Below are 11,694 nucleotides of genomic sequence, written 5' to 3'. Positions count from 1 at the left end.
ACGCTTTGAAGGATTTGGCAAACGTGTACAGGTCTTTGCGTAATTGGGACAAGGTTGATGAAATGGCGAAGAAAATGAGAGCTAAAGCGAAAGTTCAATATTCGATGAAACATCAACAGAAGAGTCGAGAGGGTGATGAGTCCTCAAAAAAGCTAAGTCGTCCTATGTTTGTGTACATCACTTATGCCGATTTACTGTGTGCAAGTGTATGTGAAGCCCAAGGCGATTATCAACAAGCGCTACAATATACATACGCCTATGCTAATTTAGATTGGGTCAAAGAGACTGACGCAGATGCTAAACATTGGATCGACTTATTTCAAAATTGGGCTGAAGGCAATACTTATGTATATAAGCTGTTGTCAGGAGATATAAGTGTACTTCCTGATTACGTGGATTATATTCGAACTTCACCTGATAAGTCGTCGGAAAAGGAAATGGTAGCTAAGTTGATGAATATAGTAATGGCGGCAAACCAATATCAGATATATGTGGATGATGTACTCTTACAATTTGAAGAATGTGCTCAATTACCAGAATCTAATGATATGTATACCCAACAAGTTGTGCCAGACCAGTATGCACGTTTTGGTTATGAGTTAGCTTATTATTATTTGAATCGAGGGATGCATAGTGATGGCTTTAAATATTTAATCTATGCAACGAAAAGCTCGAATACACTAAATAATGTGACTTGCTTTAAAAACTGTTTGGGATTATTCGTACATTTCCGAGCTTACGCTATCCCTGAAACCCAAGCGGAATTTTACAATTTTATTGAAAAGGTGTGGTTGGAGAATGTTGAAAAAAATGGCACTGTTAATCGTTGCGAGTAGCTTTTTGTTTATCTTGACTGTACCCGTTCATTCGCATAACCAGAGAATCCAGCTTCAGGAAACAATTGGTGGGGCATGAACCAATGTAACAAAATTTAAATGAAAAAGGATTTGAAATAATGCACTCCTAAAATGGGTTATTGGAGAGAACCAACAAGTTCAACCAATAAAATTTAGGAGTGCATTATTATATATATGGAAGTAATCAACACACTTTTGAAAGTGCAAGAGTCAAATAATTTTACTCAAGCTAGGAACAAGCGTTTTGAGTGGTGAATAAAGGTGAAGTAAGTAAAGTATACAAATTGACATCTATGAGATGAATGTTAGTCCCTAATAAATCATTTTAAATATGGAGAGTACATTATTCTTTTTGTGTGATGAAATCTAACCATTTATTTAAGTTATCTTTTGAAAACACTATTTGACCATTTAGGTCAGCGTAAGGGATAAATTGATAAGTGTCATAAACCGATAGTTTCTTTTTTTGTTCAGTATCTCTTTTTATAATATTGTCTAGTTGTGTCACAGTAATTTTTAGATATGCTGCTGCTTCTTCTTTGTTTAAAACACTATCGCTTGAAGAAGTTTGTGATATCTGAGGGCTAAGAATTTTTCCGTTCGAACTAAAATGTGCGTTAATATAGCTTCCCAATATAAAAGAAACACCAAGTATTATTGAGGGTACGATTATTTTGGAATCTTTATTCATTTGTCTCACTTCTTAGTAATTCTATCCATACTATAACATTTTTATATTTTTGTTGCTATAATAAGAAGGAAATAGAATTATTATGCAGTATATATATAGTGTACTAAAAAAAGGAAAAAAGGATGATGATTTTGAAGAAACTTACCGCAGTAATTTTATCTTATCAACTGCTCTAGCCGTCTTTGCTCCATAGTCTTTTGCAGAGGAAAATTCAGGTAATTCCATTCAAAACACAACCTTAGAAATTGCAGAGTCCACTATTCAAGACGTTCCAACATCTGCAATTACCAGATTTGAAACACAAGGTAATCCAAATGCGCGCGTTGAATTTGTTGATCCAAAGCTCGTTGAGAAAAATTCTGTGATAACACCTCAAGCTGGGGATCATCGTGTTTATGTTAAGTCAGAATATGCACTTGGAAGTAACAAAATTACTGGATATTCTGTTGGGCCAATTCAGAAACAAACACTTATTATTAGTGTGGGAAGCCATACAGGAAATTTCTATTAGTGAAGCGGTTTGCTAAGGACGTTGAAGATTCTACTCAGTACATAGGTAAAAATGTAGACAGGTTGTACCAAGGATTTGGAGACAGTAACGCAAAAATTATAGGTAAAGGTCAACATGTTATAGGGATAACCTCTGAGAATTGGAGTTATTATAGACAGAATCTTGAGGTTGTACGTGACTCGGATGTTCTCATTATTACGCATTCACGCTATAAAATGCTGTGTGAAGACAATGAATTAAGACGATGGTTCACAGAGGGCAGACACACACAGATTATAGATGAACGTATCGACTTCGATATTGTCAGTTTCAGTAGGTCTGAGTATGATACTTTGTTTTCTATTTTACCGCATACTCTTCATCCCTTGTTGTATGATGCAGTCAGTGGTTTGCTTAATCAGATTAATGAATGTGAACGAATGAAGACGACTGAAGGGAAAAAGCTCTCAAGCAGAGGAATTATAAGGTATCATCCCAAAATAAACAGCTTGGAGCCTGTCTATGAGTTGTGTAATGTCATAAACAAAAATAAGGAAGAGATTATCCGTGACAAAGGTTTAGCAGCTTATAAATAATCTCAAAGGCGTTGTACAAAAACTAGAATTATTTTATCAAAATACATGCTATTACAACTATTATTCACTCAGTACATATAACAAAATGCACAGACTTTTTTGTCTAGCCAACAACATAATACTAGACGCTAACGGACAGATTGACCATTTATATAATGTGAAAAATGGAAATATCCAATTTGTTTTGGATAAGCAGTCAAGGATTATAGACCATTCAGGCTCAACGATAACGCACATTACATTTAACACCAGCAAAACCAGCATCAATAAGAAGCTGAACACTGAAACTAATGAGAATGGCTATTTTGAGAAAATGACAAATTTCATTAAGCGTAATTTTAAACTAGGGAAGCGGTATCTCATTGTGTTGCATAAGGAGTTCGTGTTATCTGATAACGGTGATGAAGGGGGCTTTATTCGTCAACTCAGAAAAGTTGGATTCACTGATATTGCTGTGGGAGACGAATATAATGATGAATCTATCAGTGTTAACTGGTATGGAAATTTGATAGGTAAGAACACATGGCGCGAATTTGATTGTTGTTACTTGGTTGGTACGCCTAATTCGCGTTTTGAGTCCCATGTCATACATTTATGCCAGTATACAGATAAGCATGATTGGAGAATTGGATTAGGCGTAAGAATGGGAAAACTAAATCTTTCAAGAATCCTGACCTAGAGCAAATTAGGCAATCCACAATCGTATCCGATATGTATCAGACAGTGAAACGGATACAACGTAATCCTAGACCTCAAGCAGAAATATATATAGTGACAAATGAAGAAGAGGTTTTTAGCGGAGTAACCAAGCAATTGAAACATATCAAGATAGCTAAACCAATTCAATTAGTTGTAGATGATTTCGTGAGCAAGCATAAATTAATCGGTGATGTAGAACTATCTACACAGAAGCAACAATGACAGAAAGGATCATGGATTGGTTACTTAGTCAGCCACCGGGAACATACCTAAAGAAAGATATAGCCAAGCAATTCAATATTTCCACCACTAATTTTGCAAGACACTTTAACAAAGATTTAATTCTCGTCCAAACGTACATAAACACAAAACAGATTCGGATTGATTACCGCTGCATCATTAGATTATGATCTTTCAACTACTTATGCGAGAGAAGGATATTGGAGAAAACATTTCCAATACCTTGTCTCTCCTCATACGAGGATATACTAATTAAAGATATCCAATCTCCTTATATATAATATATAGAAATTTGACGAGATTGATAAAAAACTCAATGTTTATCTATGTTTTTTGCACATTTATTTTTGTGAGTTATAGTCAAGAACATGCCTTTTTCGCCTATATTTCGATCAAACTTGACGAGATTGGGGAGATGTGCAGATCGGTTTAACCGAGTTGCATAACCATACACGTATATATAGTTTGAACATGGATTATCTGATACGTTGGATAAGGTTTAAAGTGTATGAGTTAACAACGCAGCGTATGCTGTGGGGTAAATGTTAGAACACGACCCGATGAGGGGAGTTTTCTAATCGTTACCGTTGCAGAAGTAGCAAAAAGATTGTTTGAATTAAGTTATTAGATATTTGTCTAATTACAGTGTGAAGGCACAGAAAATAAAAAGTATAACTCACCTTAACGATTTGCAACCTTTGTCATAAACTTAAAGTAGGAGCCGCAAAAATAGCTCAGAGTTACACCAATACATATACGAGGAGAAAATAGCAATGAAAAATTTGAATGATAGCAAAATGAATTTTAGTTCAGTAAACTACTTTAAACAACAGGAGTATAGAGACATTACAGAGTCCTATTCATTAACGAACGAAGAAGTCAGAGGATTTTATGATATGCTTTGGTCGATGCTTATCTATGAAGATCGTACATATGAAGTTTGGAAATATATCCGTGAAAACTCAGATGAAACTGAGCCAGAAGATGTTCAAGTTCCTTTACCTGATTGTACAGAGAAGTTTATGAGCATGTTGGAGCAGAATCTGATGCGGGAATATGGTAGTAACGTATTAGGTCATTATGAACAGGCATATCAACAAGAAAAAGTGGATTTTGAACTGTACAAAATTGATGGTATGAATGTTAGGGGGAGAGCGCTCTATCCGTACCTTTCAATCATAAATAATTCATATAAAAATCGAGATGATCATGACGCCAATATTGTGAATAAATTGATAGAAATAGTGGTAAAGTTAACTGATATCAAATTCCCAGTTGAATGCGAACAAAGTCAATTAGTTCATTAATTCTAAGAGATAATAGGGGGGATGCGTGCGCTTGATTGGTTAGCATGTTTGGATACAACAATCTATAGTATCTTTATTATGTAAAGTTGATTGGATTGTAGCTGACTTCTTATACCTGTTTTATATTCTTTAATGAGGTGGTTATTATGGAAGGTAAAAAATTTGTTCTTATGCTTTTACTTTTTTGCTTGTTCGGTATTATAGGAATAATCGCTTTAATGTATGGATTCCTCTGGTTAGTTTTCAACGGATAGTTTATAAAATTGGCATTTTACAATCAGTTGTTGTATTTAAAGAGTGACCAGCAGAGTGAGCATGAACATAGAGTGGCTTCACACAGGCGTAAATGTTGTTCTAGGGCGTATATGGTTTCGATTAGCACAAGAGGGAAGGACTATAAATTTGGAAGCTAAGAAGACAAGCTAGAGTCTATACATAAGAAGTTGAGAAACAATGTGGCAAGATTAATGAAGCAGTTAAATAAGGAATGGAATAGGACAAATTAAAACATACATAGGAGTATTTTGAGGTGAGCGTGATGACTAAAACGATGGAAAGCGGAAGAGTTATGATTGGTGTGACGGAGATTATGCGTAAGATGGGAATTGGACGAGATAAGGCATATGAGTTAATTAAATCCAAGCAGTTTTACACCATAAAATTAGGAACCAGATATCTGGTGCATGAAGATGTGTTCGAAGACTGGATGAAAGGTCGTCTATAGCGAATTACAAGTAGGTTACGAGGAGGCTTCATGTGGTATGATTACTTTTAGTCACATGCTTGACCTCCTTTCTTATTGTCACAAGAAGGGAGTTTTGAATGGCAGAACCTTTTGTTAATGAGAAGACGAAAAAATGGGATTTTGTTTTTGGTTATTATGATGAAACGGGGAAGAGACGACAAATCCGCAGAAAAGGCTTTAAGACAAAACGTGAAGCAAATAATAAGATGATTGAGCTTCAGAATGATGTGAAGAATAAAGAATATATCAGGAAAGATAACACTACACTCAATGAGTTTATGGATTACTGGCTGGATAACATCCGGATACATGAATGTGGCGAAACAACGCTTTACAATAACAAGTTGTATTTCAAAAATCATATTAAGCCTAAATTCGGGAAAATAAAGTTGCAAAATTTTGATTTATTGAAATGTCAAAATTTCGTGAATGAGTTGCACAAGAAGAATTTTGCGAGGAATACAATAGATCGCATTACAACGATGGTCAAAAAAGTATTTGATAAGGCGATTGAATATGGCTTCATTAAAGAAAATCCCATGCGAAAAGTGACACTCCCCAAGCGAATAAAAAAAGAAATGTCTATTTGGACGCTGGAGCAAGTGAATCATTTTCTCCAAAGTACCAAAGAAGATCGTTATCATTGTGTTTATGGACTCGCTTTATTAGCAGGAATGCGGCAAGGGGAGATTTTAGGGTTAAGATGGCAGGATATTGATTTTGAATCAAAGACAATTACCATCAGACAAACGCTTGCTCATTATGGAACTCGGATCAAATCTGGAGCTAAAACCACCACCGGGGAACGTAAAATATCTATACCTAATCAACTGATTGGGATTCTTGAAGAACAGTGTAGGCTATATGAAGCTTACAAAGTGAAGTGGAAAAGAGAGTTTGGAGACGGTTTTGTCGATATGGATATTGTTATTTTCAATTTAAAAAATGGTAAAACAGTGTTCCCTGCTAATTTGTCCAAGGCTTATAAAAAGGATGTTATAAGTGCCAAGCTTCCGCATATCCGTTTCCATGATATGAGACATACCCATGCGACGATGCTGTTGGAAAAGAAAATGAATGTCAAAGTGATTTCAGAGAGATTAGGTCACAGTAAGATATCTGTCACGCTGGATACGTACAGTCATGTACTTCCTAGTATGCAACAAGAGGTAGCTGATGAGCTTGAGCAGATGATCATGTTGTGATTCTTGTGACCTTTTTGTGACCTCAAATGAGTTGTTGCTTAGAAACTGTTGATATAAAAGGCTTTTTTGAGGGTTCACATCATGTGTGGTGCACTGGACGTCGGATTGCTCAATGAACGGCTGGCAGATCGGAAAATTCTTGCCGCACGAGCTGTGGGGGTAAAAACACTGGAGGAATTGCTGGAAGCGCCGATGGAATCGGTGACGACAGAGGCCAAGTTGCTGGGGATTAAGCCAGGGATGCCGGGATACGAAGCACTTTTGAAACTGGTGTAAACGATGTTGGAGGTACGTATGCTGCACACAAGAAAAGGAACAACCAGCGAAAAAACCGGGGCTCTTGGCTCCGGTTTTTCTATGAGAAAATACACTTTATTGATAATCGGTTCAAACCTTACACGAGCTGCATGATCTGTGAGAAATTGATCGGATTAATCCGCGAACAAAGCGGTCAAGCTATCGTTAAACGGAGCTTGAACCATTCCTTTTTCGGTAATAATGGCTGTAATATACTCATGAGGGGTAATATCAAAAGCCGGGTTGTAGACTTTGATACCCTGCGGGGCTGTTCTTTTGCCAAAGCTTTCAGTAACCTCCTCGGCAGAACGCTTCTCAATTGAAATATCTGCGCCTGATGTGGTCTGTAAATCAATTGTAGATAGTGGCGAAGCTACATAAAAAGGAATACCGCCTGCATTGCAATGAGTGAGCACGCCCATTCTGTCCTTGAATAGAGGTAAAGCATGAATGCCGATCTGGCGGCATACCTCCTCATCCTCTGCCTGAATGGCTATGGCTTCAACACTCCAGCCCGGCATTCCAGGCTTCGACCGATCTCCGCTAGCTTCAGCGATAAGTTCTCTGAAGGATGGATTGGCCATTTGTGTGCCTGGCAGAATGAACATTTTATGAAGAAAAGCATCTAATGTGTGTCTATTGGTTGCACCCATAAAGATATTTATTATAAAATAACTTGAGAATCATTGAGAATCAGTTTAGAATGATTATAAATAAAATTTTAAGTATCGCTTGGCTTGAAATCAGGGGGCTCCCCTGTCTAAATATACTTTCTGATTTCGACACCACACTACAAATTTTGGAGGGCATTCCGAATATGGCTACAAACTTTAAGATTGAAGGTCTCAAAGCGACCATTGAAGGCAAGGAAATTTTGAAGGGGATCAACCTCGACATGAAGGGTGGAGAAATCCATGCCATCATGGGTCCTAACGGAACAGGTAAAAGTACATTGGCCTCCGCTTTGATGGGTCATCCTAAATATGAAGTCACAGATGGCAAAGTAACTTTGGATGGAGAAGACGTGCTGGACATGGAAGTGGATGAGCGCGCACGCGCAGGATTGTTCTTGGCGATGCAATATCCGAGTGAAATTGCCGGGGTGACAAACTCCGACTTTTTGCGCAGTGCAATCAATGCACGCCGTGAAGAAGGGCAAGAGATTTCCCTGATCAAGTTTATCCGTCAAATGGAAGGCAAAATGAAGGACCTCGAAATGAATCCTGAATTTGCCCATCGTTACCTGAACGAAGGTTTTTCCGGCGGTGAGAAAAAACGGAATGAAATTCTGCAAATGATGATGCTTGATCCGAAAATTGTCATTCTTGACGAAATCGACTCCGGTCTTGATATCGATGCTTTGAGAATCGTGGCTAACGGCGTGAACGCTATGCGTTCTGAAGACCGCGGCTTCCTCGTGATCACTCACTATCAACGTCTGTTGAACTACATTAAACCAGATTTTGTACATGTCATGATGCAAGGACGTATCGTTAAATCCGGTGGTCCTGAGCTTGCTGAGCGTCTGGAAGCGGACGGTTACGACTGGATCAAGGAAGAGCTGGGTATTGTTGATGAAACTGTAGGACAAGAGGCGTAAGCCGGAAGCGAGGAGGAAAACTGATGAGTACACAAACAATCCTTCCGGTAGATTCCGAGCAACTGCGTGTTCTGTCTGAACGCAACGGTGAACCAACCTGGCTGGCCGATGACAGACAAAAAGCACTTGAGCTTGCAGGCAAACTGGAGCTTCCGGTATTTGAGAAAACCAAAATCGACCGTTGGAATTTGCATGATTACGGTCAATATAAAAACAGTGAGCCCGTTGTTTCCCTGGGAGAGGTTCCCGCAGCAATCGCTGAGCTGGTTAAAGAACAGCAGGAGGGCGGTCTGATTATCCAGCGCAACTCTGGCGCGGTATACGTAAAGCTGAACGAGGAATTGGCAGCGCAAGGTGTCATTTTCACAGATTTGCAAACAGCAGTTAAGGAACATGGCGACCTGGTTAAAGCCCATCTGAATACGGTTGTGAAGGCTGATGAAAATTCATTGTCTGCACTACATGCAGCACTCTGGAACGGTGGAGTATTTGCGTACGTGCCGAAAAACGTGGAACTGAATGTGCCGCTTCAGGCTGTTTTCCTGACAGATGATGCGACAGCGACGTTTGCGCCGCACGTGTTGCTCATTGCCGAAAACCACAGCTCTGTAACTTACGTCGACAACTATGTCTCTGCAGATTTGTCGGCACCTGTTATTCATAACGGTGCAGTAGAAGTCATTGCCAATGCAGGAGCCAAAGTTCGCTATGCGACGGTGCACCAGTTAGGAGAGCAAGTAACGGATATTTCAATCCGCCGTGCCTCGCTGGGAAATGACGCAGTCATCGAGTGGATTGTAGGCGAAATGAACAACGGCAACACAGCGAGCAACACCATGTCCGTGCTGAAAGGCAACGGCTCCAACTCGGACGCCAAGGTCATTGCCGTAGGCTCCGGCTCACAAAAGCTGAACTATACGACACAGGCCCAGCATTTTGGTAAAAATTCCGCCAGTCAGATGATTACACGTGCAGTCATGCGCGAGGAAGCATCTTCTATTATTAACGGTATTACAAAAATTGAAAAAGGTGCTACGAAAGCAGACGGTCAGCAAACTGAACGTGTTCTGATGCTTAGTCCAAAAGCACGTGGCGACGCTAACCCGATCCTGCTTATTGATGAAGATGATGTAACGGCAGGTCATGCAGCTTCGGTCGGTCAGGTTAATCGTGAACAAGTGTACTACTTGATGTCCCGCGGGATTAGCCGTGCGGAAGCCGAACGTCTGATCATCTATGGCTTCCTGGCACCAGTCGTATCTGAAATTCCGCTTGAAGGACTTCAACAACAGCTGCAAAGCCTTGTTGAAAGGAAGTTAGGCCAATGAATACTGCATTGATTCGTGAGCAATTCCCGATTTTACATCAGGAGATTAACGGTCATCCGCTGGTTTATTTGGATAATGCGGCCACTTCGCAGAAACCGCTGGCAGTCATCGAGGCCGTCAAGCACTACTACGAATACGACAATTCGAATGTTCACCGCGGTGTGCATACGCTGGGCAGCCGGGCTACGGATGCTTATGAAGGTGCACGTGAAAAGGTAGCCCGTTTTCTGAATGCAAAGCGCAGTCAGGAAATTATTTTCACGCGAGGAACAACAACGGCGCTGAATCTGGTGGCTTCTTCCTATGGAAGAGCCAACTGCCAAGCGGATGATGAAATTGTGATCACACCGATGGAGCATCACAGCAATCTGATTCCGTGGCAGCAGGTAGCCAAAGCCACAGGCGCAACTTTAAAATACATTCCGCTCCAAGAGGACGGTAGCGTTGATCTTGCGGACGTGGAGAATACCATCACGGAAAAGACGAAAATAGTGGCTATTGCACATGTCTCCAATGTGCTTGGCGTTGTGAATCCGGTTAAAGAAATTGCTGCGATCGCACATCGCAAAGGCGCAATTATCGTCATCGACGGCGCACAAAGCGCGCCACATATGAAAGTAGACGTGCAAGATATCGATGCTGATTTCTATGCTTTTTCTGGTCATAAAATGTGTGCTCCTACAGGTATCGGAGTATTGTACGGCAAGAAGGCACTGCTGGAAAAGATGGAGCCCATTGAGTTCGGCGGGGAAATGATCGACGATGTGGGATTGTATGAATCCACATGGAAGGAGCTGCCTTGGAAGTTCGAAGGTGGGACTCCGATTATTGCCGGAGCTGTCGGCTTGGGTGCGGCCATTGATTTTCTCGAAGGCATCGGTCTGGACGCCATAGCACAGCATGAAAGCCGTCTGGTCAGTTATGCTCTCAAACGTCTTCGCGAAGTGGAAGGCTTAACGATTTACGGGCCTGCTGACCGTCATGTGGGACTTGTAACGTTCAATCTGGGTGATGTGCATCCGCATGATGTGGCTACCGTATTGGACAGCAAAGGGGTAGCGGTACGTGCAGGGCATCATTGCTGTCAGCCGTTAATGCGCTGGCTAAAGGCCAGTGCCACGGCACGAGCGAGTTTTTACCTTTATAACACTGAAGAAGAAGTCGACGCTTTGATCAGCGCCTTAATCCAAACAAAGGAGTATTTTGGCGATGCAACTGGATGACTTGTACCGGCGTGTGATTATGGATCATTATAAAAATCCGCGGAATCGCGGACGTTTTGAGGATGATACGGTTACGGTGGATCTAAACAATCCGACGTGTGGTGACCGGATTTCCCTTCAGCTTAAAACGAAAGACGGCGTGGTTGAAGATGCCCGTTTTACAGGCGAAGGCTGCTCGATCAGTATGTCGTCTGCTTCCATGATGACGGAGGCCGTCAAAGGAAAAACAATTGAGCAGGCGCTTGATATGGCAAGCCGCTTTTCTTCTCTGATGCAGGGGGAAGCTGTTGATTTTGACGATTATGAAGAGCTGGAAGCTTTGTCCGGCGTTAATAAGTTCCCGGCCCGCATTAAATGTGCGACACTGGCCTGGAATGCGCTGCGTAAAGGGATCGGCGAAGATAAATAATTTAACT

General features: G+C 40.6%; 11 protein-coding genes and 3 pseudogenes. 12 read left to right on the top strand and 2 right to left on the bottom strand.

The genetic code is table 11. The features are described 5' to 3' along the window. A pseudogene (locus JO375_RS20430) lies at nucleotides 1–836 on the top strand (transcriptional regulator); the annotation flags it as partial. Between the two features lie 364 nt (nucleotides 837–1,200). Here the strand turns inward: JO375_RS20430 and JO375_RS20425 are convergent. Next, a complete protein-coding gene (locus JO375_RS20425) occupies nucleotides 1,201–1,548 on the bottom strand; it encodes a hypothetical protein (protein WP_229526187.1) in 348 nt (115 codons plus the stop codon). 510 nt (nucleotides 1,549–2,058) lie between these two features. On the opposite strand from JO375_RS20425, the gene JO375_RS20420 reads away from it, so the two are divergent. The 7 genes and pseudogenes from JO375_RS20420 to JO375_RS20390 all read left to right on the top strand — a co-directional run. After that, the gene (locus JO375_RS20420) at nucleotides 2,059–2,634 is read left to right on the top strand and encodes a hypothetical protein (RefSeq protein ID WP_229526186.1); all 576 of its coding nucleotides are present in this window, start codon (nucleotides 2,059–2,061) and stop codon (nucleotides 2,632–2,634) included. Between the two features lie 157 nt (nucleotides 2,635–2,791). Beyond that, on the top strand, nucleotides 2,792–3,313 hold the full coding sequence (locus tag JO375_RS20415) for a hypothetical protein (protein ID WP_229526185.1): 522 nt from the start codon (nucleotides 2,792–2,794) through the stop codon (nucleotides 3,311–3,313). Between the two features lie 44 nt (nucleotides 3,314–3,357). Then, a complete protein-coding gene (locus JO375_RS20410; RefSeq protein ID WP_229526184.1) occupies nucleotides 3,358–3,555 on the top strand; it encodes a hypothetical protein in 198 nt (65 codons plus the stop codon). Between the two features lie 791 nt (nucleotides 3,556–4,346). Then, entirely contained in the window at nucleotides 4,347–4,880 is a 534-nt protein-coding gene (locus JO375_RS20405; protein WP_229526183.1) for a hypothetical protein, read from the top strand. A 538-nt stretch (nucleotides 4,881–5,418) separates the two neighbouring features. Beyond that, nucleotides 5,419–5,604 (top strand): helix-turn-helix domain-containing protein, encoded by a 186-nt coding sequence (locus JO375_RS20400; protein ID WP_229526888.1) that lies wholly within the window; start codon nucleotides 5,419–5,421, stop codon nucleotides 5,602–5,604. Between the two features lie 98 nt (nucleotides 5,605–5,702). After that, nucleotides 5,703–6,830 (top strand): site-specific integrase, encoded by a 1,128-nt coding sequence (locus JO375_RS20395; RefSeq protein ID WP_229526182.1) that lies wholly within the window; start codon nucleotides 5,703–5,705, stop codon nucleotides 6,828–6,830. Nucleotides 6,831–6,899: 69 nt separating this feature from the next. Continuing rightward, nucleotides 6,900–7,106 (top strand): annotated as a pseudogene (locus tag JO375_RS20390) (YunC family protein); the annotation flags it as partial. A gap of 155 nt (nucleotides 7,107–7,261) precedes the next feature. On the opposite strand, the pseudogene JO375_RS20385 reads toward JO375_RS20390, so the two are convergent. Next, nucleotides 7,262–7,661: pseudogene (locus JO375_RS20385) on the bottom strand (hypothetical protein); the annotation flags it as partial. A gap of 283 nt (nucleotides 7,662–7,944) precedes the next feature. Between JO375_RS20385 and sufC the strand changes: the two are divergent. From sufC to sufU, 4 genes are read left to right on the top strand one after another with little or no spacing between them, the layout of a single operon-like run. Continuing rightward, nucleotides 7,945–8,727 carry a Fe-S cluster assembly ATPase SufC gene (sufC, locus tag JO375_RS20380; protein ID WP_229526181.1) on the top strand — a complete coding sequence of 261 codons (783 nt, stop codon included), beginning with the start codon at nucleotides 7,945–7,947 and terminating at the stop codon, nucleotides 8,725–8,727. 23 nt (nucleotides 8,728–8,750) lie between these two features. Beyond that, a complete protein-coding gene (gene sufD / locus JO375_RS20375) occupies nucleotides 8,751–10,055 on the top strand; it encodes a Fe-S cluster assembly protein SufD (protein ID WP_229526180.1) in 1,305 nt (434 codons plus the stop codon). Then, nucleotides 10,052–11,278, top strand: a complete 1,227-nt coding sequence (locus JO375_RS20370; RefSeq protein WP_229526179.1) for a cysteine desulfurase — start codon at nucleotides 10,052–10,054, stop codon at nucleotides 11,276–11,278. Before sufD ends, JO375_RS20370 begins: the two co-directional genes overlap by 4 nt. Further along, a complete protein-coding gene (gene sufU, locus JO375_RS20365; RefSeq protein ID WP_229526178.1) occupies nucleotides 11,265–11,687 on the top strand; it encodes a Fe-S cluster assembly sulfur transfer protein SufU in 423 nt (140 codons plus the stop codon). The genes JO375_RS20370 and sufU overlap by 14 nt, the downstream gene beginning before the upstream one ends. Nucleotides 11,688–11,694: the final 7 nt, after the last annotated feature.

The organism is Paenibacillus farraposensis, from assembly GCF_020736845.1.
Taxonomy (GTDB): Bacteria; Bacillota; Bacilli; order Paenibacillales; family Paenibacillaceae; genus Paenibacillus; species Paenibacillus farraposensis.
The sequence above is the reverse complement of the archived record's forward strand: the minus strand, read 5'-3'. Positions and strand labels throughout refer to the sequence as shown.